We start from the raw sequence: 25544 nt of genomic DNA, 5'->3' as shown, positions 1-25544 counted from the left end.
GACGGCGCCCGTCTTATTTATACAGTCGTGCCTCAAATGTTTTAATATCCGCCTGATGTTCGTCACGGACACGGTGGAATAATTTTATCGTTATACCGTCTATAACGGTTTCACATTCGGGAACTTCCTCATATGCCGTTGCAATATCCGCATAATTCATAAAACTGTTTACAGCCTCCTCAACAACCGTCTGACTGCCCTCTGCCAAGTGCGTCTGTGCAGGAGATGCGACAAGAACATAATTTACGGTATACAACGGTGTCAAATCCCTGTCACGCGAATCTACCTGCGGCAATGACACGATATAATTATCACGTATCGACTTTACTCCGAGTGACGGTTCTGCATTTATAAGTATATCCTCATTAAGCGTAAACGATGACGCAAGTACGCCGAGCGTATCACCGTCATAAACGGTTGTGTCGATTTTTTTCTTTAACGCAAGAATTTCGTCCGTATCGTCTCTTGATACAGGCAGCATCGAAAAATTCGGTATCAATGCCATATGCTTAATTTCCTGTATATTATGCGGTTGTGTGCGTGGAATATATACATTCACCGAATGTACCAACGCCAAAAGCGATATTCCGACCAAAGCCCATTCTTTTGTTATATGTCTTATTGATATAAGTGTAAGCATTATAAGTGACGGAATGTATAAAAGCAAATGTTGTTGTCCGTGTGTCTGAGTTGAAAGGAACATAAACAGGCACACTATCATCTGTACCCATATAAACAGCGTTCTTGTTTCTTTCTTTTTAACCGCCATAACCACTGACGAAACAGCAAGCACTCCAACAAATATTATACCGAAATATCTTGTTATAAGTTTCAAATCAGTTCCCACCGAAAACTTATATCCCGAATAAAGATTGCCGTAATCTTTCATCAATTTATACACAAGGAAATCTCTGAAAAATACAACGAGTATCAATCCGACAACTGCGATTGTTACAATCGGTTTGTACCATTTTTTCTTAAACAGTACGCAATCCGCAAGCATTGCGGTTATAAACGATACCGAGAAAAACGCGTACCATCTTCTCCAAAGCATAAGTGCGACAAGCAATACGCCGATTACCGCATACCGCCATATCGCGTCATCATCTTTATCTTTTACAAAATACAAATTAAAGCATACAAGGCACCCTAAAAGCCCTCCTATATCAACAAATCCGTTAAATGTCAAAAACACCATAGACGGACATATCATAAGCGAAATCACCGCTGCAATTTTAGGTGCTTTACTGACTTTTTTCGCCAACACATACACCAGTGCAAATGACGTCACTAAATATAAATTGACAAGTCCCAAAACATAAGCAAGCCGTGACTCACCGAAAATTTTTACAATCAACGCCGACGGAAGTCCAGCTATATAGTTATAGTCCTGTTCAGCAACGGAATTATAGACGTTATGCCAAAAACCGCCTTCACTAAACGCTCCCGACGCAATTTTTCTTGCAATATCCCAATACGTCGAATCGTCCCAAAAATATATATAATTATTTTTTGTAATATAAATAATCGCCAAAATATTAAGCACCGCCCATACAACCGCAAAATAAATCAAAGTTTTATGATGTGGTCTTGCCGATTGTTTGCGTTGTGCAATTTCTTCAAGGTCATACTTATCGTTTAAAATCGCCCTGAATTTCACCTGACTCAGCCCTCCTGTTTAGCTAAATAATGAAAGTATTTCTTCGTTAGAAAGACTTTTAAATGTGTCCGTATTAACACGGACTATATCGTCTGCAAGATTTTTCTTGTTTTCCTGCAATTTAAGTATTTTTTCTTCTATTGTACCCTTTGCGGCAAGACGTATAACCTGTACCGCTTTTGTTTGTCCTATTCTGTATGCACGGTCGGAAGCCTGTTCCATAACCGCAGGATTCCACCATGGGTCATAGTGAATTACGGTATCCGCACCCGTCAGGTTAAGACCTACACCGCCTGCTTTAAGCGATATAAGGAACACGTTGTTTTCACCGCCGTTAAATCTGTCGGAAAGCTCCGCTCTCTCGTAAGACGGAGTTTTTCCGTCAAGGTAGAACGAATCTATCCCCACATTTTTCAGACTCTCTCTTATAATTGAAAGCATTGACGTAAACTGTGAAAATACAAGTATTCTGTGTCCCGACTCAACCGCATTCGTGACAAGTTCCATAAGCAAATCAAGTTTACCGCTGTCCTTATCATAGTTTTCGTCAAACAATGTAGGGTGACAACAAATCTGTCTTAGTCGCATAAGCAGTGTCAAAATACGCATTTTACCTTGACCGCCCTCACCAAGCAACGCAAGCGTCTGATTTTTCGCAAGTGCAAGATACGATGTGTACATTTTCTTTTGTTCACCCGTAAGCTCCGCATACATTGTGTTCTCGATTTTTTCCGGTAACTCGTTTAAAACATCGTTTTTCATACGTCTTAGCATAAACGGCTTTATCCTCGCTCTGAAACTGTCCGCCGTCATTTTATCACCGTCTTTTACAAGCGGCATTTCATATCTGTTTCTGAATTCGTGTGCCGAATACAAATATCCCGGCATTACAAAATCAAATATTGACCACAATTCAAGCAACGAATTTTCTATCGGTGTACCGGTAAGGGCAAATTTATGCTCCGCATTTATTTTCTTGACGCTTCTTGCATTCATAGTTTTCGGATTTTTAATATGCTGTGCCTCGTCTATAAAGCAATACGAAAATTCAAATTCTTTATAATGTGCAATATCGCGTCTTAAAAGCGGATATGACGTGATTACAAATTCATACTCGCCGATAGTCTGTATAAGTTTTTCTCTGTCCTCTTTTGCACCGTCAACTATTATGGTTTTGGCATTCGGTGTAAATTTATTTATTTCGCTGAGCCAGTTATAAGTAAGTGCACTCGGTGCAACGATAAGCGTCGGTTTTTCGGGTTTTATTCCGTGAATATACGCAATAACCTGCAGCGTTTTACCAAGACCCATATCGTCCGCCAATATACCGCCGAAGCCAAGATAAGAAAGCTGGCTGAGCCATGCCATTCCATCTTTTTGATAGCCACGCAAAATGTCGCTGACTTCACTCGGAATTACAGGCTCTATATTTTTTATTTCCTCAATATATTTTTTAAATTCTTCATTCTTTTCAACAGATGAAAGAGAATTTAAGTAAAGTGCATGATACTTCGGAATTACTTTTTTACCGTTTTTAATATCCTCAAAAGAAAAATCAAGTTGATCAAGCAAATTGAAAATATCCTTTTGTTTACTGTTTTCAAGGTCGATAAAACTGCCGTTTGATAATCTGTAAAATCTTTTCTTCAGTTTAACCGCACTTAAAATTCCGCTGATCTGTTCATATGACAGATTACTTTCAAAGTCAGCCTCAAGCAAATCAACACCGCTGTTATATATTACAGATGCACTTATATCCACTCGGTCCATAATCTTCAAACCGGCAAATCTGTCGGAATAATAGAGCTTTGCTTTTTCTTTAAGTACAGGAATTTCGTCCGATAGGAATAAATATATTTCTCTGTCCGATTTCAACATGAATGTACCATCTTGTAAATTGAACATCTTAAATGACGAAAGCAAATCGTTTTCAATCTCATAGTCACGCACAACGATTTTGCCGTTACCGTTTACATCGTTCGGCAAACGTAATCCTATACTTCCGTAATTCGCCTTAACAACGGCAGTTATACCGCCTTGTGTCGCGTCAAAATACACTTCAAATGTCGGTTTCGCATCGACAATCATATCTTCGATACCGCGTGTTATAACGCCGTGCTTACTGCGTATATCAGGTAAAACGTGAGTGGCAAACAAAATTGTATTGTCACCTTTAAAACTGATTTGCGTTCTGCCCTCCGTCGCAAGTGCATGGTATATCGGCATAAAATACTCACGCCATTCTTCGCTTGTGTGGTATATCGTGTTCTCGTAAAAGAACCACTCACCGTCATGCGTCAGTGCAAAGCCTCTGTCACTGACAGACATATCAACTTCGCCGTCACCTGCGTCAACATCAATTATTATATCTGGATTGTCTTCTTCTATTCTTACATTGCCCAGAGAAAGCCCATCAAATACAACAGAAAAATCAACATACTGCAGCAGTGGAAATATTCTCTTTGCCGCAAGTGAGCCGAAAGCAGTTTGATATGCCGCTTTCATATACATCTGAACATCTGCCGCACGATTTTCGTATGTTTCCGCAAGTATTGCTATTATCTCGTCTTGATGTTTCGGAAATTCCGTTACTGCGGGATTATATGACGTGTATCTGTCAAATTTAAACTCCTTGCCTTTCAAATAACATTCCAAAAAATTTTCAATACCGTGTACTTTATTACCGCCGATTTCAACAGACATTGCATACGATACACCGTTTGTATTGTGCTTATTTATGTGCAGTGTAAACTTTGCATATAGTGGCTGTTTTTCGTATTTTCTTGATGCAAATTCACCGCATAGCGTTTTTGCAATCTTATCGTTTTCATCAACATAATCCGCGCCCTCGTCAAGTTCCTTTTGACGTTGCTTTAATGTTGAAACAATATGTTTGCAAACAGAATTCATCGTTTCAAAATAAGGACAGGTACAAAAACAATCCTCTACACCTTTTTCAGACAGTCTTACCTGCACATTGTAGAGTTCTTCCCCGTCAACTACGGCTGTTATTAAATTATCCTCACGTTTTCTTAAATGAACTCTGCCCTCTTTAAAGTATTCCAAGCCACGCTTGTAAATAGTCGCCGAGCAGGATTTTTTTATCATTGAATCTGTTATTTTCATACCTTACAGCCTTCCCGTTTTGAATATTGTACACCCATTCTGTATCTTATAATTATAGCACATTTTAACTTATGATACAATATTATTTTTATATAAAATACAAATGGATTAAATTCATATAATATGCTAAAATTATGCGTGTAGAAAAAAACACGAAAGGACGAACAGTATGGGAAAATTTGACGGAATACTTTTATGCACCGACCTTGACGATACACTTCTTACAACCGATAAACGTGTATCGGACGAAAACAGTAAAGCTATTGAATATTTCAAGTCAGAGGGCGGACTTTTCACATTTGCAACGGGACGTGTGCCGCAAGGTGCAAAGTTGATGCTAAACTACGTTCACCCAAATGCACCTATGGTTTGCTTTAACGGTGCGGCAATATATGATTTTAACGATGAAAAACTTTTATGGGCAAGCACACTTGATAAAGGTGCTTTGAAATGCGTTGAATATATGGATAAAATGTTTGACTTTGCGGGAATTGAAGTTTGTACTTCGGATAAAATTTATTTCTGTAAAGTTAATCAAAAAGTAAGAGAACATCAGGTTCTTGAAGATTTACCCGATAATTTTCTTGATTATCACGATATAAAGGAAGATTGGGTAAAAGTATTGTTTATGGTTGAAGAAAATGAAATTCAGCAGATAAGAGATGCGATTGCAAATTCACCGTTTGTTAATGATTATGAATTTGTGCAGTCCAGTCCTTGGTACTATGAACTTTTGCCTAAAAACGCAAGTAAGGGTGAGGGGCTTATGCACCTTGCCGATTTGATGAATGTTGACAGAAGTAATACAATCGGTATCGGCGATAACGAAAACGACCTTGCACTTGTTAAAATGGCAAATGTCGGTGTTGCGGTCAGTAACGCCGTTGATGAAGTAAAAGAAGTCGCTGATTTTATAACGGTTGATAATAATTCCAGTGCCGTTGCGGCTGTGATTTATGCACTTGATGACGAGGAAATTAAATTTGAATAACGTAATAAGGGCGACCAATGGTCGCCCCTACTATTATAGGCTCCCATCAAGGGGAGCTGGCGACATCGTCGCCTGAGGGGTGGCTTTATTTCTTATACAGCATATCAAGTTCATCTTTTGTCAATTCACGGACTTCGCCTTTTTCGAGTGATTTATCAAGTTTCAAATTACCGATTGCGACACGTTTCAGATACGTCACCGTTTTACCGACTCTTTCGCACATACGTTTCACCTGATGAAATTTACCCTCTGCAATTTCGATATAAACCTCGTTCGGATTTTCCGTTATTTCAAGCTTTGCGCTTTTTGCGGTAAACTCTTTAAATTCCATACCGCCTGCGAATATTTCAACATCTTTTTCTTCCATAGGTTTATCAAGCACCGCGAAATATCTTTTATACACATCTTTTTTCGGTGATGTCATTTCATGAGCGAATTGACCGTCATTTGTGAGGATCAAAAGGCCCTCCGTATCTATATCAAGTCTGCCTACGGGATATACCTCAAAATGTGCGTATTCCTCCGGAACAAATTCGGTTACAACGGGATACTTCTTATCATAAACAGCACTTACGCAACCTTGCGGTTTATTTAGCATTAAATACACAAATTCACGATAAATCAATCTTTCGCCGTCAACCTCAACAATACTGTTTTCATCAGTCTGTTCCTCCGGCTTTTTACACACTTCACCGTCTATAAACACAAGACCTTGTTTTATTAGTTTTTTCACATCTTTTCTGCTTGCATATCCGCAGCCGGAAATATATTTATCTATACGCATATATAACTCCTTAAGCAAAAAGGACGGCATAATAAAGCCGTCCTTTAATTTTCAATTATCAATTACTGATTGTTTTCAGCAAGCTTTTCGTCGTATTCCATTGCAAGCTGTTCAATTTCGCCTGAAGCTTTCATTTCTGAAAGTGTTTCGTTAATCTTGTCAAGAAGTTCTGTGTTACCCTTCTTAACTGCGATTGCATATTCTTCTGTTTCAAATGCCTGTGGGTCTTCAACAATCTTTAGACCGTTCTTTTCAGCAAGAGCCTTACCTGTTGCAGAGTCGATAACTACTGCGTCAAGCTTACCGTTCTTAACGTCTTGAACTATATCAATACCTCTGTTTGCTCTTGTAACCTTGTCTTCTGCAAGCTGTAAATCGTTTGTTACGATATTGTCGCCTGTGTAACCAAGAACAACTCCGACTGTCTTGTCATTCTTCAAATCTTCTGCACTTGTAATATCTGTGTTGTCAGGTGCAACAACGATAACCTGTGATGCAACATAGTATGGATCAGAGAAATCAACGCTTTGCTTTCTTTCGTCTGTAGCAGTCATACCTGCAACAACCATATCAACCTTACCTGTGCTTACAGATGCAACAAGTCCGTCAAATTCCATATCTTCAATTTGAAGTTCCTTACCTACATTTTCGGCAATCTTATTTGCAATAGCAACGTCAATACCGTCAAATTCGCCTACAAGACCTTGTGATGTTGTGTATTCAAACGGTGGGAATGCTGCGTTTGTACCCATAATCAACTTATCACTGCTTCCGCAACCTGCAAGTGCTGCCACTGCCATAACTGATGCAGCTGCCAAAGCTACTACTTTCATTAAACCCTTTTTCATTTTTTGTATCCTCCTAAAAAATCACTTATTTTATATTTAACACATTCTGTGTTAGATAACTACTTTAAAACTTTGCTCAAAAATTCTTTTGTTCTTTCGTTTTTCGGATTGCTGAACACTTCGTCAGGAGTGCCTTCTTCAAGCACATATCCGCCGTCCATAAACAAAACTCTTGATGCAACTTCGCGTGCAAATCCCATTTCGTGAGTTACAACAACCATTGTCATACCACCGTCCGCAAGGTCTTTCATAACAGAAAGAACTTCACCGACCATTTCAGGGTCAAGTGCCGATGTAGGTTCATCGAACAACATTATATCCGGCTGCATTGCAAGTGCACGTGCTATTGCAATTCTCTGCTGTTGACCGCCCGAAAGCTGTGCGGGATATGAGTCCTCTTTGTCCGCAAGACCTACTTTATTCAAAAGTTCACGTGCAAGCTTTTCAGCCTCTGCTTTCGGCATTTTCTTAACCTTAATCGGTGCAAGAGTTATATTGTCAAGCACTGTAAGGTGCGGGAACAAATTAAACTGCTGAAACACCATACCCATTTTTTCACGAATTTTATTTACATTTGTTTTTGGAGCGGTAATGCTTTCACCCTCAATGAGAATTTCACCCTCTGTCGGCACTTCAAGCAAATTAAGACATCTCAAAAATGTTGATTTACCCGAACCCGAAGGACCTATAACAACAACCTTTTCGCCTTGTTTTATGTGCTGGTCAATTCCCTTTAATACTTCTAAATCTCCAAAATGCTTTTTTAAACCGGTAACCTTTATCATCTCTTATCCGCCTTTCTCATACCTTTTTCAACTTTAGAAAGCAACGTACTTATAATCTTTATAACAACATAATATATAACTGCTATTGACAAAAGCGGTATAAGGTAATCATATGTAAGGCTCTGTACCTTTCTTGCCGCTCCGACAAGGTCGATATTCGCAATCATACCGATTACGGCTGTTTCTTTTATCAATACAACAAATTCATTACCAAGCGCCGGCAGAATATTTTTCATAGCCTGCGGCATAACAATGCTTGCCATAGTCTGTTTATGCGTCATACCAAGCGAACGTCCCGCCTCAGTCTGACCGATATTTACGGACAATATACCGCCTCTGACGATTTCCGCAATATATGCGCCGCTGTTTATACCGAATGCAATAAATCCGACTACCCACTTATCAATATGCACATTTGCAAAAATAACAAAATAAATTATAAGCAGCTGCACCATTGTCGGCGTACCGCGGATAATATCAATATAAATTCCCGAAACGGCTCTTAAAATCTTACTTTTTGACAGACGCATAAGTGCCATCAGAATACCGATTACCAAACCCAACAATACCGAGAATAGAGATATTAAAAGCGTATATCCCAATCCACTAACAAACCACTGCCAACGTCCGTCTACCACAAATGTAGAGTTCAAGCGGTTTAACAAATCAACAACCCAAGCAGGCATATCTTCAACTCCTAATGTATTTTTATTTCAATACTCTATATAATATCAAAAATTACCCTAAATATCAATACTTATTTGAAATTTTCTACATTTTGATGTATAACAATTCATTTTAGGATTGCAAAAAGGTTAAAATAATGATATAATATATATAAGATTGGTTTAGGGAGGGATATTATGAATAACGATATGTTCGGAAAATGCGGTATGACACAGTTTGTCGGTGTCGGCGTTTGCGATACAATCGGTCTTTATATCGCCAATATTGATGACGATTTAAGAAAACAAATGAATATCCCGAAAAAGTTCCACGCGGTCGGCCTTATCGGTTCCCGTACAGGTGCGGGAGCACAAATTCAAGCCGTTGACGACGCGGTTAAAGCTACTTCGACAGAGGTTATCTCTATTGAAATTCCGCGTGATACAAAAGGCTGGGGCGGTCACGGAAACTTTATCATAATCGGCGGTGAAACACCTGCCGACGTTAAAAGAGCCGTTGAATTAGCGCTTGAATACATAGACATAAATGCCGGCGAAATATACATAAGTGAAGCAGGTCATATGGAATTCCAGTACAGTGCAAGGTGCGGTGAGGCTATCAACAAGGCATTTGATGTGCCGATAGGCAGACCGTTCGGTTTTGTATGTGCGTCACCTGCTCCGATTGGTATGGTAATCGCAGATATTGCGTTAAAATCTGCCGGTGTCGAATTGATAAAAACACTTCGTCCGGACAGTGGTACAAGCCATTCAAATGAAGTGATTATAATTTTCACAGGTGAGGCGTCAGCGGTTAAAACCGCCGTCACTGACGCACGTTCCGCAGGAATGCAACTTTTGCGTTCACTCGGCTCTGAACCTTTGCCTGTAACAAAACCATATATTTAAGCTAACAAAAAATCACATCATATGATGTGATTTTTTTATTATTATGTTTTTTATTTTGAAACCAGAACAAGCTCATCATTTTTTTCTATTATCGTACTTCCGACAGGAATAACGACATCATCACCGCGTTTTATCATAATCACAAGATAGCCGTCGGGAAATTCAATTTCAGCCATACTTTTTCCACGCCAATTTTTTCTGTCGTTCGCCGAAATCTCCCTAAAACGAACATCACCGTTTATTCCGTGTGACGGTGCACCGAGAATTATCGTATCACCCTCATATATTACCGTTTCACCGTTCGGAATAATCGTTTCGTCATTTCTGTAAATCGCCGCAAAAAGCATTTGCGGAGGAAGGGAAATATCCTTTACCGCACGGTCAATCCATCTGTTACCGCTGTCAATATTCAAGCGAATAAAATTAATTTCCGTTTCGTCCGAATAGTCGTTAAACGTTTTCAGTACAGAACCGGTCTTGTCAATCATATTCGTTTTACTTGCGACAAACGGGAGAAGCGACCCTTGCAGCGTAATTGAAAACAATACAACGCAAAATGCAATATGGAAAATGTCCTGCTCCATTGTCACACCGCCTACCATAGCCATTATTGCGAACACGATTGACGCCGCACCTCTGAGACCTGCCCACGACACAACAAGATATTGTGAAATTTTTGTTTTAAACGGTGCAAGCACAGTCGCAACCGCCAACGGTCTTGCAACGAACGTGATAAACAGTGCTATAAATATTGACGGCAACAAAACAGTTAATATTTTTGACGGGAACGACAAAAGTCCCAAAAGGAAAAATATAAGCATTTGCATAAGTCCGGTCATTCCGTCAAAAAAATGTACAAGTGATTTTTTATTATGTATGTTCTGATTTCCCAAAACGATACCTACTATGTACGCACTGAGATAACCGTTTCCGCCGACCAATGTCGGCAATGCGTACGCAAGCACCGCCACTCCAAGCACAAACGCCGCGTCAAAACCCGATGTATTAAAAGTGAAATGTTTCATAAACCATACTGCACCGAGTGCAATAAGAAAGCCAATCAAAACGCCGAAAACAATTTGTGCGGCGATACTGTAAACCATCTGTCCGACACTGTTTTCACCCTTCATAAACGACAGAACTATAACGGTCAGCATATATGCAAACGGGTCATTACTTCCGCTTTCCATTTCAAGCATTGACGCAGTGTTATACTTCAAGTTAAGATTTTTTGAACGCAGTACCGAAAACACAGACGCCGCGTCAGTAGAACTCATAACCGCACCGATAAGCATACTTTCGAGCAATTTTATTTTTAAAACAAAAAAACAAAACACTGTTGTAAGAGCCGCCGTGAAAATAACTCCCACGCTCGACAACAACAGTGCCTTTACTGCCACAGGTTTAGCCTCGCTTAATTTAGTGCCGAAACCTCCGTAAAACATAATAAATACAAGCGCAACAGAACAAATCTGTTCTGCAAAGCTATAATTTTCAAAAGGAATTTTAAGTATTCCGTCCGAACCGAACACCATACCAAGTGCAATAAACGCAATAAGTACAGGCATTCCGATTTTGTTTGATAACTTATTTGCAAGTACGCAAATTATAATAACAGCCGCCGAAAGCAACAGTGATATGTTAAACATAAATACCTCCTTAAATACTTTTTATAGAGTTATGTTAACATAAAACTGCCGATATTTCAAGCCTTAATTCTGTGTTTTTACAATTTTTTCAAGTCTGTTTATGATATATGCGATAGCACCGCCGTTGTTAGACGGTGCTAAATTGTCCGCAATTTTTTTCACGCTTTCTTCTGCGTTCTCAACTGCATACGAAATTCCCGCTACTTCCAACATTGAAATATCATTCATATTGTCACCGACAGCTATAATTTTGTTCTGCTCAATACCGATTTTTTTCGCCATATCAAGCATTCCCTTACCCTTTGAAACTCCGTTCGCAACAACGTCAAGATACTTGTCACCGCTTCTGACCGCATAGCCGTTATCATATTCGGTTCTGTATATCGGCTCGTACTTGTCAAGCAATTCTCTTTCACCAATCAAAAGCACCTTTATCCAAGGTCTTTGCCAAATTTCATCGGGTAAACTATAAACAACCTCATAGCTGCGTGTCAAAAATCGCTTTGTTTCCTCACATTCTCTGTAAACGTACACAATTTCATCACTGTACACTTCCAAACCTATTTGCGGAAAATCATCATATACACGCTTTATTGCCTGTTTTCTGTTTTCCTCAATAAATCGTTCAAATACCGCACAATCTTTTTCATAGTCATATATCTTCGCACCGTTATGTAATACCGCCGGTGCATTTATGTGCAAATTCGGCATATATGCACGAACTGCCTCAACCATTCTTCCCGTTGCGACAGTAAACCGTCCGCCGTTTTTTATGAAATAATCTATCGCTTGTCTGTTTTCTTCAGATATGGTGTGATTGTCATCAAGCAACGTTGCGTCCATATCCGAAACAAGCAAATAATCCGAAAATTTACCTTGCATTATTTTTCCACCTTGTAAACCTTTATCCATAATCTCGGTATATCAATAAAATGAATACCGTCAGACGATTCAAGCAAGCTGTTATCGTCACTCGTTTGACATTTTAGTTTTCTCATACCGTATCTCGCAACATCTACACGTGCTCTTTCTTCTCTTGTACCCAGATTGGCAACAATAAGATATTTTTCATCATGATAACAACGTACAAAACCGTACACGTGTCCGACTTTATGAACACATTCAAAATCGCCGATTGAGAATGCCTTTGAACTGTTTCTCAATTTAATCATATTCTTATAGCGTTGTCTGATTCTTCCGTCCTTGTCAACTTCGTCAACATTATCCCATGGATATGTCTGACGGCAGAACGGATCGCCATATCCCTGCATACCGATTTCGTCACCGTAATATATACAAGGCACACCAGGAAGCATCATCTGCAGTCCGACTACTAAAGTTGCTTTTTCCTTAGCAAGTTCAAGTGCATAGCCGTCAAGTTTAAAGCTCGCCTGAAAATCTTTTGATATTTCGTGTCTTGACGGTGCATCACCCATACGGGTCATTATTCTTTCGACATCGTGACTTGTTATTATATTCAAAAGCGAATAATAAGCAGGTGCAGGGTAATTTTCTTTAATGCTCATAAGACGTGCGTCAAATTCTTCAACGTCAATTCTTCCGCTTACCGCGTCAATCAACGCTCTGCGCATTGGGTAATTCATAACGGAGTCAAGCTCCTTACCCAAGAAATATTCACGTCTTTCACCGTAAGCGGACTTATTTGACGCGTCTTCCCAAACTTCACCTATAATAACTGCATCTTTATCGGCTTTCTTTACGTTTTCTCTAAGTTCTTTAACGAAAAATCCCGGTAATTCATCGACAACATCAAGTCGCCAACCGGACGCACCGTTCTTTATCCATCTTTTAACGATTGCATCTTTGTCCGAAAGCAAATACTTACGACATTCTTCACTGTGTTCTTCAATCTGCGGAAGTGTCGTCATTCCCCACCATGATTCATACACATCAGGCCAATCCATAAATCTAAACCAAGTGTAATACGGTGATTCTTTCGACTGATAAGCGCCTACGCTGTCATATTCGCCGTATTTATTAAAATAACGGCTGTTACTTCCCGTATGGTTAAATACACCGTCAAGAATTATGCGTATTCCCATTTCTTTTGCTTTTGAGCAAAGCTCTTTAAATGTTTCCTCATCACCAAACATCGGATCGATTGTTTCATAATCGCCCGTATCATATTTATGGTTTGAGTATGCTTTGAATATCGGATTTAAGTAAATTACCGATATTCCCAAATCTTTTAAATACGGCAATTTTTTAATTACACCTTTCAAATTACCGCCGAAAAAGTCATTTGCTTTATACTCACCGCCAAATTGTTCGGCTTTATAAAACGGTTGTTCGCCCCAATTACGCTTTATTATATCTGTACGATTTCCTAAAAATTCTCCGTTTTCGTTGCCGTTGCAAAATCTGTCTACAAAAATTTGATACGCAATACCAGTTTTAAACCAATCCGGAGTTTTGTAATCTTCGTTATAAACAGTTATCTGATACGAATTACTCGGTGAATTAAAACACATTTCACCAATTCCGCCGAGTTGTTTTGAATTGTTGCCGTAATAAACCATACCTCTTTCGGTTTCAAGTTCAAAATAATACCAAACAAGTCCTGCTTTTTCAGGCATTTTCACGTTCACCGAATATATGCAGTGGTCACCGACATCAAAAATATACGGCATATCCTTTCGGACTTCGCCCTTGCCATCCTCCATATAGACAAGACGAACCGCCGACGGAATACCTGCGCCCGACACAGCCAAACGCAATCTGACTTCACCGCCGCAAGTCACCGCTCCGAAAGGAAATCTATAAAATTTTTTTCTGGAATTATGCTCTATATCCATATTTACCCCTTTATCGTAAAAGAAGTGACCTAAGTCACTTCTTTATTTTTATTATTTAATTGGTGTCAAGTGCCAAATGTTCTTATTGTAATCTTCAATAGTTCTGTCACTTGAGAAGAATCCTGCACTTGCAGTATTCAAGATTGCCTTTTCAATCCACTTATCTCTGTCTTGATAATCAGCAGACATCTTTTCTTGAGTCTTCATATATTCTTCAAAATCTCTGATTACCATATATGTGTCAGGGAATCCGTAGTCACCGAACAACAATGTTTGATACAAATCTCTGAACATTTGGTTGCTGCCCGGAACGATTGAACCGTCAACAAGCTGTTCAAGTGCGTGTCTTAGGCTTGCGTTTGATGAGTAGATATTCTTAACTTCATCAGTTCCCGCATACTTAACTCTTGCGGCAACTTCGTCAGCCTTTAGACCGAAGATATATATATTGTCTTCACCGACCTGTTCAAGCATTTCAACGTTTGCGCCGTCAAGTGTACCGATTGTAAGTGCACCGTTAAGCATAAACTTCATGTTACCTGTACCCGAAGCTTCCTTACCAGCTGTTGAAATTTGTTCTGAAATATCAGCCGCAATGATAAGTTTTTCAGCGATTGATACGCTGTAATTTTCAAGGAATACAACTTTAATCTTATCCTTAACTCTCGGATCGTTGTTAATCATATCTCCGACTGAGTTAATAAGCTTGATAATAAGCTTTGCTCTTTTATAACCCGGAGCAGCCTTTGCACCGAATATATATGTCTTTGGATAGTAATTTTCAGCATATACGTTATCTTCAAGAATTCTGTTGTATTCTGCAAGAATATGAAGTACGTTCATCATCTGACGCTTATATTCGTGCAATCTCTTACACTGTACGTCAAAGATAGAATCAGGATTTACAACTATATCGTTGTGTTCCTTAATATATTGTGCAAGTCTAACCTTGTTATTACGCTTAATTTCAGCAAATTGCTTCTTGAATGCAGGATCTTTAGCATATTTCTTTAGCTTTGAAAGTTCTGAAGCGTCCTTGATCCAATTCTTACCTATCTTTGAAGAAATAAGCTCAGTAAGTTCCGGGTTACAGTTAGCAATCCATCTTCTGAATGTAATACCGTTTGTGATTGCATAGAAGTGGTCGTTATTCATATTATAGTAATCAGCAAAAATATCCTGCTTTAGAATATCTGTATGCAACTTTGAAACACCGTTTACTGCGAAACAGCTTGCAAGACACATATTAGCCATAAATATCTGATTATCAGAAATAATTGCCATATACTTATGCTTAGCCGAATCGTTAGGATAAACTTCGTTAAGTCTGATCATAAGACGTCTGTTCATTTCTTCAACGATCATATATACACGCGGAAGAATCTTTCTGAACATATCAAGCGGCCACTTTTCAAGAGCCTCGCTCATTACTGTATGGTTTGTGTATGCGAATACATGAGTTACGATGTCCCATGCCTCATCCCAACCAAGACCTTTTTCGTCCATCAACAAACGCATCATTTCAGGAATAGCCATTGTAGGGTGTGTATCATTGATATGAATAACGACCTTATCAGGCAATTTTGACCAATCTTGACCGTTTCTGTTTTCAAATTCTTTCAAAATCCACTGCAATGTTGCAGAAACAAGGAAATATTGTTGCTTTAATCTAAGTTCCTTACCCTCTGTATGATTATCTTCCGGATAAAGTACCTTTGAAATAACTTCTGCAAGTTCCTTTTCTTCAACGGCACGAACATAGTTACCGCTGTTAAATTCCTGCATATTCATATGGTCAGGAGATTTTGAACTCCACAATCTTAATTTATTTACAATTTTTGAATCATAACCGCAAAGAGGTACATCATAAGGCATAGCCAAAATTGTATGTGAGTTGTTGTAACGGCAAGTAAATTTACCGTCTACCCAATCAGTATAAACTTCACCGCCAAATTTAACTTCAACAGTTTCTTCAGGTCTTGCGATTTCCCACGCATTACCGTTATCAAGCCATGAATCAGGAAGTTCTGTCTGATAACCGTCAACAATCTTTTGTCTGAATAAGCCGTATTCGTAACGGATTGTACAACCGTATGCAGGCAAATCCAATGTTGTAAGTGAGTCGATAAAGCAAGCTGCAAGACGTCCCAAACCGCCGTTACCAAGACCTGCGTCATTTTCAAGTTCGGCAATTTCAGGAAGTGAGTAACCCAAATCATTTAAAACGTGCTGATATTCTTCAGTCTGCATAAGGTTTAAAATGTTTGTGCAAAGAAGTCTGCCCATAAGGAACTCAAATGATAAATAATAAAGTTTTTTTGCACCCATCTTCTTTACAGTCTGATGAGATACGGCCCACTTTTCCATAATTCTGTCACGAACAGTAAGTGCGCATGCAGTATAAACCATATGAGGAGTTGCATCCTCCATAACTTTACCGAAATGTCTGTTTACCTTACCTACAATTTCCTTCTTCAATGCTTCTTCCGACGCCGTCAATTTTGTTGTTGCTGTTGTTTTTGTGTTTTTATTTTGTGCCATACTTTTAGCTTGTGCCATATTTATTTTACACCCCTTTAAAATTCTTCTTATTTCTTGCGAAGATTTCTTATCATTGGTTTATTTTACAGTCTTCTTTTGTGTCGTTTTCTTTGATGCCGTTGTCTTCGCCTTTGCACCTTCCTTAACCGTTTCGGCTTTAGTCGTTGTCTTTGCCGTCGACTTAGCCGATTCAGCCTTTTTAGGCTCTGCTTTAGTTGTTTCGGCTTTTACAGGTTTTGCAGACTCTGTTTTTTCTGTTTTTGCCGTCTTTGCAGGCTCTGCCTTTTCAGCTTTTACAGGTTCAGCCTTTGCAGGTTCTTCTTTTACCGCTTTCTTTGCAGTTGACTTAGCCGTTGTTTTTCTAGTTGTTGTTTTCTTAGCCGCTGTTTTTCTTGTTGTTGTTTTCTTCGTTGTTGTCTTTTTTGCCGCAGGGGCTTTTTTCTCCTCAAAAGGATTTTTAACTTCAACTATTTCAGGCTCTTTTGCACCGTCTGCCGCAGCCTTTGCAGCCACCTCGGCATCTGCCCTTATACTGTCCTCAAAAGTTTCCTTTTTTTCTTGTTTCTTTGTAGTTTTTGCGGCTGTCTTTCTGGCAGGCTTTTTCTTTTCAGGTAAATCATATATACCTGTAAGTTCTTGATACAAGTGAATATATTTATCAGCCGATACATTCCATGAGTAATCTACTGCCATACCGTTATCAACGATTTTCTTCCACTCGTCTTTTCTGTCATAGTAAATCTGCATTGCATACCAAATAATATTTATCATTTCGTCTGCATTGTAGTTTGCGAACGAGAAACCGGTTCCCTCGCCTGTATATTCATTATATGGAATAACAGTGTCTTTAAGTCCGCCTGTTTCACGAACAATCGGAACAGTACCGTATCTCATACTGATAAGTTGTGACAAACCGCAAGGTTCAAATCTTGACGGCATTAAAAATGCGTCACTTGCCGCATAAATTTTACGTGCCATATCATTTGAAAAATAAATTTGTGCCGAGAATCTGTCAGGATACTTCCAAGCATAATGTCTGAAAAGATTTTCATATTTTTCGTCGCCTGTACCAAGTACAACTACTTGACAGCCGCCGTTGCAAAGTTCCTCAATCTTGTAAGCTACAAGGTCAAAACCTTTTTGGTCTGTAAGACGTGATACAATACCAATCATCATCTTATCGGCATTCACTTCAAGACCTAATTCTTCCTGCAGCTTTTTCTTGTTCTCAGCCTTTTTCTTATGAACTGTTTTTGCTGTATAGTTTTGATAAATAGACTGATCTGTATTCGGATCCCAGTCAATATAAGAAATACCGTTTACTATACCCAAAAGGTCGTTCTGTCTTGCACGAAGAAGATTGTGAAGTCCCTCTCCGTATTCTTCTGTTGTGATTTCGTTTGCGTAAGTTGAGCTTACCGTAGAAACCTTGTTTGCATAAACCATACCGCCCTTTAACAAGTTTGCATCCTTGTAGAATTCAAGCTTGTCGGAAGTGAAGTAATAGTCGCTTATACCCATTGCGTCCTTAATCTTGTTGAAATCCCATCTTCCCTGGAACTTCAAGTTATGAATTGTCATAACAGTCTTGATACCCTGATAGAACGGATTATCCTGGAACGTATCAAGGAATACAGGTATCGGTCCTGTCTGCCAGTCGTTACAGTTAATAACGTCCGGTCTGAAATCTATTGTCGGCAAAATTGACAATACAGCCTTTGAAAAGAATATAAACTTTTCACAATCAAGGTGTATAAAGTCATAAGGCTTATCGCCGTTAAAGTAAAACTCATTGTCTATAAAATAGAACTTACAGCCGTTATACTCCAACTCGAAAACACCGACATACTGTTTTCTCCAAGCCATATCGATATAGATATGGTCAATATATTTCATCTTGTCCTTATATTCTTGCGGTATACAGTTGTACAGCGGTAAAATCACTCTTGCGTCAACGCCTTTTTCGTTAAGCGCTGCAGGCAAAGAACCCGCTACATCACCAAGACCTCCTGTTTTAACAAAAGGTGCCGCCTCCGAAGTAGCAAATAAAACTTTCATAACAAATTATTCCTTTCTATATGCTTAAATCTTATCTCTATAAGAATTATTTGTCAATAAATATTCTTAAATTCCGTAAAACTTCAACAGAACTGCTCAAATTTTGAACAGTTCTATTATATATTTGTCATTAAAATCTTTATTATTAAATCTTCGTTCCTTTTGATATTGCAAGAGGATAGCTCTCTTGTCCTATAAGTTTTCTTCCTTTTGTTATATCAACTTCCTTATCAAATACAACATGACTAAGTTCAACGTCCTCTTCAATCACAGAATCCTGCATGATGATTGAATTTTTAATAACCGCACCCTTTGCGACTTTTACACCTCTTGAAAGTACACTGTTAATTACAGTACCCTCAATTACACAACCGTCTGAAATAAAGCTGTTCTGTACAGATGCGTCACTTCCGTATTTAGTCGGCGACTGGTCTTTTGTCTTTGTGTAGATAGGATTTTTAGGATTAAACAATTCACGTCTTATGTCCGAATTTAAGAAATTCATATTATTTCTGTAATATGCTTTAAGTGAATCAATCTTATCAGTATAACCCGTATACTCATATCCGTAAATTCTAAGGCCTGTCATTTTCTTAACAAGTGCATCCTTTACGAAATCTCTGTCGCCTCTTGCACTGCATTCGTCAACAATACTTTCAAGCAAAGCCTTTTCCATAACGTAAACGTCCATACTTGCCATACTCGACTTTGGATAATACGGCTGAACCTCAATATCTGTAATACGTTTTTCCTCATCAAGTTCAAGCGTTGTAAATCTTGAAATTTCTCTTTCAGGCATACCTTTCATATCTTTATAAAGAATTGTAACATCTGCCTGACTTTCGATATGATTTTTTACAACTTCTTCAAAGTCAATATTGTAAATGCTGTTACCGAGTGACAATATTACATATGTCTGCTGACTTCTGTGAATAAAGTCGCTTATACCTGCAAGTATATCTATATTACCCTTTATTGAACCGTATGATACCTTTTCCAGATTCGGAGGAAGTATATTAAGCCCCCAATTCTTTCTGTCAAGGTCCCAAGGCTTACCCGATTTAATGTGGTCCATCAAAGATGAGTAATTTGCCTCTGTTGCAACACCGATATTTGTTATACCCGAGTTTGCCATACACGAAAGTACGAAATCTATTATTCTGTATCTTCCTGCGATAGGAAGTGCTGAATTTGCTCTTATATCTGTAATCGGAGGTATTCTGTCATTACTTGTCAGAATAATACCCATAGTATCTCTTCTCATTGGCTCTGTCCCCTTTCCTATGCTTCTACCATACTGCCCTTGCAAATATCTTCTTCAACGCCGACTTCGGCACCGCTTTCGATAAGAACAAGATCATTGGTACACAATTTTGATGCATATTTGTTATCGTCCGAAGAATTAACTCCGACTTTAGCACCGTCACCTATAACTGCGTCTGCACCTATAACAGCTTTTTCAATTACAACATTCTTTCCGATTTTCGCACCCGGCATAATTACCGAATCACTGACAACGCTGCCTTCTCCGAGTTCAACGCCGCCGAAAATAACCGAATGCTTTATTTCGCCGTCAATAAAGCAGCCCTCTGTTACGGTTGAATTTGTTATCTTAGCATTTTGTCCAACATAATGAGGAGCAAGTGCCATATTTCTTGAATAGATACTCCAACTTCTGTCGTTTAGATCAAACTTAGGTGGTTGGTCAACAAGATCCATATTTGCCTCCCACAAGCTATGAATTGTGCCGACATCTTTCCAATAGCCCTCAAATCTGAATGATACCATCTTTTCGCCGTTTTCAAGCATTGTAGGAATTATATTCTTACCGAAGTCATTTGCAGAACTTGGGTCACGTTCGTCAGCCTCCAAATACTTTTTAAGCACTTCATATGTAAATATGTAAATACCCATTGACGCAAGATTACTCTTAGGCTCTGCCGGTTTTTCTTCAAAGTCTGTGATAGTACCCTCTTCGTCAACGTTCATTATACCAAATCTGCTTGCTTCCTCCCAAGGTACAGGCATTACGGCAATAGTTACAGCCGCACCCGATTCCTTGTGTGCCTTCAGCATTTCGCCATAGTGCATTTTATAGATATGGTCGCCTGAAAGTATAAGAACATTTTCAGGTTTAAAGCTTTCAAGAAAACTTAAGTTTTGATAAATGGCATTTGCCGTACCTTTATACCATTCACCCGCTTTTGCACTTTGGTATGGAGGAAGTACATAAACACCGCCATGACTTCTGTCCAAATCCCAAGGGTTTCCGTTACCGATATATCTATTTAGTTCCAACGGTTGATACTGTGTAAGAACACCTACCGTATTAATTCCTGAATGTACACAATTTGAAAGCGGAAAATCTATGATTCTGTACTTTCCGCCGAAAGGCACTGCCGGCTTAGCAACATTTTTTGTCAACGCACCAAGTCTTGAGCCTTGACCGCCTGCAAGTATCATTGCAACGCAATCCTTTGATACCATAAAATCATCTCCCTATAATTTTTCTGATTAGATTTTTATTAAAACCGACTATTTAGCCGATTTATTTGTCCTTGTTGATGTTTTTTTCGCAGCGGTCTTTGTCGCGGTTGTTTTCTTAACTGCCGCTTTTTTAGCCGTTGCACTTTCGGTTTTGTCTGTTGTTTTTTTAGCAGTTTTTGATGTAGTCGTTTTCTTTTTGCTTGCCGCAGCTTTGTCCGCCGGCTTTTTCTTTAGGAACATAACTGAATTGCCGTCGATAGCAACTTCAATAGTGTACATCATATCTGAGAACTGCATATTCTTTGTCTTGTATACTTTCTTTGTAATACGTTTGTTTCCGCCGTACTTGACAGCACTCGAATGGAATACTACTTCATATTCGCCCGCAAGCGGAACACCGATTTTATATATCGGTCTTTCGACAGGTGTGAAGTTTGCAACCACAACAACATTATCAGCCGCGTGTCTGCCGCGTCTTATATAGGAAAGAACACTGTTTTCACTGTCAGCCTCATTAACCCATCTGAAGCCGTCCCAACTTGTATCAAGTTCCCATAAAGCCTTGTTTTCCATATAGAAATGGTTAAGGTCTTTTACATACTGATGCAATCTCTTATGCTTATCTATTTCAAGTACGTTCCATTCAAGTTGGTCGTCATAACGCCACTCAAGCATTTGACCGAATTCACCGCCCATAAACAACATTTTCTTTCCCGGCATTGTCATATAATAGCCGAGTAATGTTCTGTATGCCGCAAATTTTTCGTCATACTCACCGAACATCTTGTTAAGCATAGAACCCTTGCCGTGTACCACTTCATCATGTGACAAAGGCAAAATATAATTTTCGGAATAAGCATACATCATCATAAATGTAAGCAAACTGTGATTGTCCTTACGGAAATACGGATCCATACCCATATAACGAAGTGTATCGTTCATCCAGCCCATATTCCACTTGTAATTAAAACCAAGTCCGTCATTTTCAGGCGGTGCGGTTACAAGCGGCCAAGCCGTAGATTCTTCCGCAACCATCATAAAGTTAGGGAATTCCGTCCCCATAATCTTGTTAAGCTTTTTAAGAAAATCAACTGCCTCAAGATTACCGTTTCCGCCGTATTCGTTTGGAACCCACTCACCGTCATTTCTCGAATAATCACGGTAAAGCATTGAAGATACCGCATCAACTCTTATTCCGTCAATGTGATACTGTTCTGCCCAAAAATACGCTGATGAAATAAGGAATGAAATAACTTCGCTCTTTGAATAGTCAAAAACCATTGTTCCCCAATCCTTATGCTCACCCAATCGCGGATCGGCATATTCATAAACAGGAGTTCCGTCAAACATTCTCAGTCCGTGTGCGTCACGCGGAAAATGAGCAGGTACCCAGTCCATTATAATTCCGATATGATTTTTGTGACACTTATCTATAAGATATTTCAAATCTTCACTTTCGCCGTATCTTGTCGTAGCTGAGAAAAATCCCGTTACCTGATACCCCCAGGAGCCGTCGAACGGATATTCGGTGATAGGCATAAGCTCTATATGCGTGTAACCCATCTTCTTAACATAAGGAACAAGCTCGTCCGCCAGTTCACGATACGTATAAAAGCTTCCGTCATCATGTATTTTCCATGAGCCGATGTGGATTTCGTATATATTCATAGGCTCCGTCAAAGTGCTGTTTTTACTGCGTGCACTTATCCAAGCCTTATCGCCCCATTTGTAATTATTTGAAATATCCTTTGTTACGGACGCAGTACCCGGTCTCAGTTCACTCTTTACAGCATACGGATCTGCTTTGTAATAAGTTTCTCCGTTCTCAGCCTCAATAGCATACTTATACAGCATTCCTTCTTCTATATCTGTAAAAAAGCCATACCAAACTCCACTTGTTTCTATTCTTTCAAGCATTTTGTCATAGCCGTTCCAATCGTTGAAATCGCCCACGACTCTAACACTTACGGCTTTAGGTGCCCAAACGGCAAATCTCCAACCGTCAACACCGTCTATTTTGACTTTATGTGATCCAAGCATTTCATATGACTTAAAATTGTCACCGGAATTAAATAAGTACGTTTGAAAACGACTTATATTCGCCCAGGTCTTTTCTTCTGTCATATATTTCCCTCCCTTTTCAGTAAATTAAAATATACATATTTCCTTACTGATTTATCTTGTTGTAACTATTATATCACACTTATTTTTGTTAGTAAAGACCATAAGTGAATAATTTTTTCAAATTTTTTTGTGCTATTTTACATAAAATTTACGTTTACGACGTTTTTACGCAATTTCCAATCTTATTTTACAGAAAAAAATACTTTCATATTAATAATACACCTTGACAGAATGCACAAAATAGTATAAAATATAATTGCTTAATATTCTTTAAAAATAAAATTTTTCTGTATACTATACTTTTATATGTAATCCCAATACTTAAAATGGAGCCGTCTTAAGGTAGACTGCTCTTGTATGATTACAAATCACTATGGTACTTTACCTGCATCTGTTTCATAGAGGTTTATGAAGTATTCAGTTGTATAGGACGCAGTCATTTTAAGAAGTCCCCCATTATTAAGCGTTGGTAAACTTTTTATGGGGGTGTTACTGATTAATACAGTATTATTAATTGTAATGATAATCGTTGCAATCGTATTATGTGTTATAGGCGTCATTGTTGGTTTCAACTTAGGCGTTGCACACAGAAAGAAAATTGCTGAGGCCGAATTCGGCAGTGCCGAAGAAAAAGCCAAGTCTATTGTAAAGGATGCCGAAAAGGCTGCCGACGCCAAAAAGCGTGAACTGTTGCTTGAGGCTAAAGAAGAAAATCAAAAACTTCGCGCAGACTTTGACGCAGAGGTTAAGGAACGCAGAAATGAACTTAATCGTCAGGAACGCAGAATTAACCAAAAAGAAGAAAACTTAGACAAGAAAACAGATAATTTAGAGAAAAAAGAACAGACTTTAAGTCAAAAACTAAAGTCACTTGAATCTAAAGAAAAAGAAATAGCAGAAATCAAAGAACAACAAATGGCTCTTATTGAAAAGATTTCAGGTCTTACCGCCGAAGAGGCTAAGACTATCTTATTAAAAGATGTTGAAAATCAAACAAAGCATGAGGCAGCCATGATGGTTAAAGAAATTGAGCAAGAGGCAAAGGAGAACGCGGAAAAGAAAGCAAAGAACATAGTTTCTTTAGCTATTCAAAAAGTTGCCGCCGATCACGTTGCCGAAACCACCGTTTCTGTTGTTAATCTTCCAAGTGATGAAATGAAAGGCCGTATAATCGGTCGTGAAGGACGAAACATCAGAACCATTGAAACTCTTACAGGCGTTGATTTAATCATCGACGATACTCCTGAGGCAGTTATTGTTTCAAGTTTCGATCCTATCAGACGTGAAGTTGCACGTCTTGCACTTGAGAAGCTTATCGTGGACGGACGTATTCATCCGGCACGCATTGAGGAAACAGTTGAAAAATCTCGTAAAGAGGTTGAATCAATCATCAAGCAAGAGGGCGAAAGTGCTACATTTGAAACAGGTGTACACGGTCTTCACCCTGAACTTATCAAATTGCTTGGTAAACTTAAATTCAGAACAAGTTACGGTCAGAACGTCCTAAAGCATAGCATTGAGGTTTCGCATCTTGCGGGCGTTATGGCAGGTGAACTGGGCGTCGATGTCGCACTTGCAAAACGTGCAGGTTTACTTCACGACATCGGTAAAGCAGTTGACCATGAAGTCGAAGGCTCACACGTTACTATCGGCGCAGATATTGCAAAGAAGTATCGTGAAAACAAGGATGTTGTACACGCTATTATGGCTCACCACGGTGACGTCGAGGCACAGACAATCGTTGCCTCTTTAGTACAGGCAGCCGATGCAATATCCGCAGCACGTCCGGGAGCAAGACGTGAAAATCTTGAAACCTACATCAAGCGTTTACAAAACCTTGAAGAAATTGCAAACAGTTTCGACAGCGTTGAAAAGTCATTTGCTATTCAAGCCGGTCGTGAAATCAGAATTATGGTCAAACCTGAAAAGGTCAACGACGAAGGTATGATTCTTGTAGCAAAAGAAATTGTTAAACGTATTGAAAGCGAGCTTGAATATCCGGGTCAGATTAAAGTTAGTATGATTCGTGAAACAAGAGCGGTTGATTACGCTAAATAAGCTTGCATTACTTTGAAAAATTTGGGGTTATTACAGAGCGTAA

General features: G+C 39.0%; 16 protein-coding genes and 1 pseudogene. 3 read left to right on the top strand and 14 right to left on the bottom strand.

All coding sequences use genetic code 11. From position 1 onward, the window contains the following. Positions 1–13: 13 nt before the first annotated feature. Together LKE05_RS07025 and LKE05_RS07020 are read right to left on the bottom strand one after the other, a co-directional pair. Entirely contained in the window at positions 14–1660 is a 1647-nt protein-coding gene (locus LKE05_RS07025) for a glycosyltransferase family protein (RefSeq protein ID WP_308456366.1), read from the bottom strand. An 18-nt stretch (positions 1661–1678) separates the two neighbouring features. Then, positions 1679–4786, bottom strand: coding sequence for an SNF2-related protein (locus LKE05_RS07020; RefSeq protein WP_308456365.1), 3108 nt, complete (start codon positions 4784–4786; stop codon positions 1679–1681). A 169-nt stretch (positions 4787–4955) separates the two neighbouring features. Between LKE05_RS07020 and LKE05_RS07015 the strand changes: the two genes are divergently transcribed. Further along, a complete protein-coding gene (locus LKE05_RS07015) occupies positions 4956–5777 on the top strand; it encodes a Cof-type HAD-IIB family hydrolase (protein ID WP_308456364.1) in 822 nt (273 codons plus the stop codon). A gap of 85 nt (positions 5778–5862) precedes the next feature. Here the strand turns inward: LKE05_RS07015 and LKE05_RS07010 are convergent, their stop codons facing one another. From LKE05_RS07010 to LKE05_RS06995, 4 genes are all read right to left on the bottom strand, one after another. Next, entirely contained in the window at positions 5863–6561 is a 699-nt protein-coding gene (locus tag LKE05_RS07010; protein ID WP_147514214.1) for a pseudouridine synthase, read from the bottom strand. 62 nt (positions 6562–6623) lie between these two features. Next, a complete protein-coding gene (locus LKE05_RS07005) occupies positions 6624–7409 on the bottom strand; it encodes a basic amino acid ABC transporter substrate-binding protein (protein WP_022229034.1) in 786 nt (261 codons plus the stop codon). Between the two features lie 59 nt (positions 7410–7468). After that, complete coding sequence (locus LKE05_RS07000; RefSeq protein ID WP_022229033.1) at positions 7469–8194, bottom strand: amino acid ABC transporter ATP-binding protein; 726 nt, start codon at positions 8192–8194, stop codon at positions 7469–7471. Further along, complete coding sequence (locus LKE05_RS06995; RefSeq protein ID WP_022229032.1) at positions 8191–8880, bottom strand: amino acid ABC transporter permease; 690 nt, start codon at positions 8878–8880, stop codon at positions 8191–8193. Before LKE05_RS06995 ends, LKE05_RS07000 begins: the two co-directional genes overlap by 4 nt. A gap of 177 nt (positions 8881–9057) precedes the next feature. Here LKE05_RS06995 and pduB point away from each other — a divergent pair, with 177 nt between their 5' ends. Continuing rightward, positions 9058–9768, top strand: coding sequence for a microcompartment protein PduB (gene pduB, locus LKE05_RS06990; RefSeq protein WP_308456363.1), 711 nt, complete (start codon positions 9058–9060; stop codon positions 9766–9768). A 50-nt stretch (positions 9769–9818) separates the two neighbouring features. Here the strand turns inward: pduB and LKE05_RS06985 are convergent, their stop codons facing one another. From LKE05_RS06985 to glgB, 8 genes and pseudogenes are all read right to left on the bottom strand, one after another. Further along, positions 9819–11417 (bottom strand): potassium/proton antiporter, encoded by a 1599-nt coding sequence (locus LKE05_RS06985; protein ID WP_308456362.1) that lies wholly within the window; start codon positions 11415–11417, stop codon positions 9819–9821. Between the two features lie 63 nt (positions 11418–11480). After that, positions 11481–12299, bottom strand: coding sequence for a Cof-type HAD-IIB family hydrolase (locus LKE05_RS06980; RefSeq protein ID WP_022229029.1), 819 nt, complete (start codon positions 12297–12299; stop codon positions 11481–11483). Next, entirely contained in the window at positions 12299–14233 is a 1935-nt protein-coding gene (locus LKE05_RS06975) for a glycoside hydrolase family 13 protein (protein WP_147514218.1), read from the bottom strand. Before LKE05_RS06975 ends, LKE05_RS06980 begins: the two co-directional genes overlap by 1 nt. A 51-nt stretch (positions 14234–14284) precedes the next feature. Continuing rightward, the gene (locus tag LKE05_RS06970; protein WP_373367874.1) at positions 14285–16774 is read right to left on the bottom strand and encodes a glycogen/starch/alpha-glucan phosphorylase; all 2490 of its coding nucleotides are present in this window, start codon (positions 16772–16774) and stop codon (positions 14285–14287) included. A gap of 624 nt (positions 16775–17398) precedes the next feature. Next, a pseudogene (gene glgA / locus LKE05_RS06965) lies at positions 17399–18832 on the bottom strand (glycogen synthase GlgA); the annotation flags it as partial. Positions 18833–18977: 145 nt separating this feature from the next. Beyond that, positions 18978–20096 carry a glucose-1-phosphate adenylyltransferase subunit GlgD gene (glgD, locus tag LKE05_RS06960; RefSeq protein WP_308456359.1) on the bottom strand — a complete coding sequence of 373 codons (1119 nt, stop codon included), beginning with the start codon at positions 20094–20096 and terminating at the stop codon, positions 18978–18980. Positions 20097–20113: 17 nt separating this feature from the next. Then, positions 20114–21319, bottom strand: a complete 1206-nt coding sequence (locus LKE05_RS06955; protein ID WP_022229024.1) for a glucose-1-phosphate adenylyltransferase — start codon at positions 21317–21319, stop codon at positions 20114–20116. A gap of 48 nt (positions 21320–21367) precedes the next feature. Then, positions 21368–23443, bottom strand: coding sequence for a 1,4-alpha-glucan branching protein GlgB (gene glgB / locus LKE05_RS06950; protein WP_022229023.1), 2076 nt, complete (start codon positions 23441–23443; stop codon positions 21368–21370). A gap of 480 nt (positions 23444–23923) precedes the next feature. Here glgB and rny point away from each other — a divergent pair, with 480 nt between their 5' ends. Continuing rightward, the gene (rny, locus tag LKE05_RS06945; protein WP_308456358.1) at positions 23924–25501 is read left to right on the top strand and encodes a ribonuclease Y; all 1578 of its coding nucleotides are present in this window, start codon (positions 23924–23926) and stop codon (positions 25499–25501) included. Positions 25502–25544 lie beyond the last annotated feature (43 nt).

Origin of the sequence: Hominilimicola fabiformis, assembly GCF_020687385.1 — a bacterium.
Lineage (GTDB): Bacteria > Bacillota > Clostridia > UBA1381 > UBA1381 > Hominilimicola > Hominilimicola fabiformis.
Note: the sequence above shows the minus strand (reverse complement) of the source record. Positions and strands in the feature narration are given on the sequence as shown.

What these genes read in the sequence shown, in the direction of transcription:
- LKE05_RS06975 (WP_147514218.1), bottom strand. Translation starts at nt 14,233, where the DNA reads ATGGATATAGAGCATAATTCCAGAAAAAAATTTTATAGATTTCCTTTC.
- glgD (WP_308456359.1), bottom strand. Translation starts at nt 20,096, where the DNA reads ATGAGAAGAGATACTATGGGTATTATTCTGACAAGTAATGACAGAATA.
- pduB (WP_308456363.1), top strand. Translation starts at nt 9,058, where the DNA reads ATGAATAACGATATGTTCGGAAAATGCGGTATGACACAGTTTGTCGGT.
- LKE05_RS07015 (WP_308456364.1), top strand. Translation starts at nt 4,956, where the DNA reads ATGGGAAAATTTGACGGAATACTTTTATGCACCGACCTTGACGATACA.
- LKE05_RS06955 (WP_022229024.1), bottom strand. Translation starts at nt 21,319, where the DNA reads ATGGTATCAAAGGATTGCGTTGCAATGATACTTGCAGGCGGTCAAGGC.
- LKE05_RS07005 (WP_022229034.1), bottom strand. Translation starts at nt 7,409, where the DNA reads ATGAAAAAGGGTTTAATGAAAGTAGTAGCTTTGGCAGCTGCATCAGTT.
- LKE05_RS07020 (WP_308456365.1), bottom strand. Translation starts at nt 4,786, where the DNA reads ATGAAAATAACAGATTCAATGATAAAAAAATCCTGCTCGGCGACTATT.
- LKE05_RS06995 (WP_022229032.1), bottom strand. Translation starts at nt 8,880, where the DNA reads ATGCCTGCTTGGGTTGTTGATTTGTTAAACCGCTTGAACTCTACATTT.
- LKE05_RS07000 (WP_022229033.1), bottom strand. Translation starts at nt 8,194, where the DNA reads ATGATAAAGGTTACCGGTTTAAAAAAGCATTTTGGAGATTTAGAAGTA.
- LKE05_RS06985 (WP_308456362.1), bottom strand. Translation starts at nt 11,417, where the DNA reads ATGTTTAACATATCACTGTTGCTTTCGGCGGCTGTTATTATAATTTGC.
- LKE05_RS07010 (WP_147514214.1), bottom strand. Translation starts at nt 6,561, where the DNA reads ATGCGTATAGATAAATATATTTCCGGCTGCGGATATGCAAGCAGAAAA.
- LKE05_RS06980 (WP_022229029.1), bottom strand. Translation starts at nt 12,299, where the DNA reads ATGCAAGGTAAATTTTCGGATTATTTGCTTGTTTCGGATATGGACGCA.
- LKE05_RS06970 (WP_373367874.1), bottom strand. Translation starts at nt 16,774, where the DNA reads ATGGCACAAAATAAAAACACAAAAACAACAGCAACAACAAAATTGACG.
- rny (WP_308456358.1), top strand. Translation starts at nt 23,924, where the DNA reads ATGGGGGTGTTACTGATTAATACAGTATTATTAATTGTAATGATAATC.
- glgB (WP_022229023.1), bottom strand. Translation starts at nt 23,443, where the DNA reads ATGACAGAAGAAAAGACCTGGGCGAATATAAGTCGTTTTCAAACGTAC.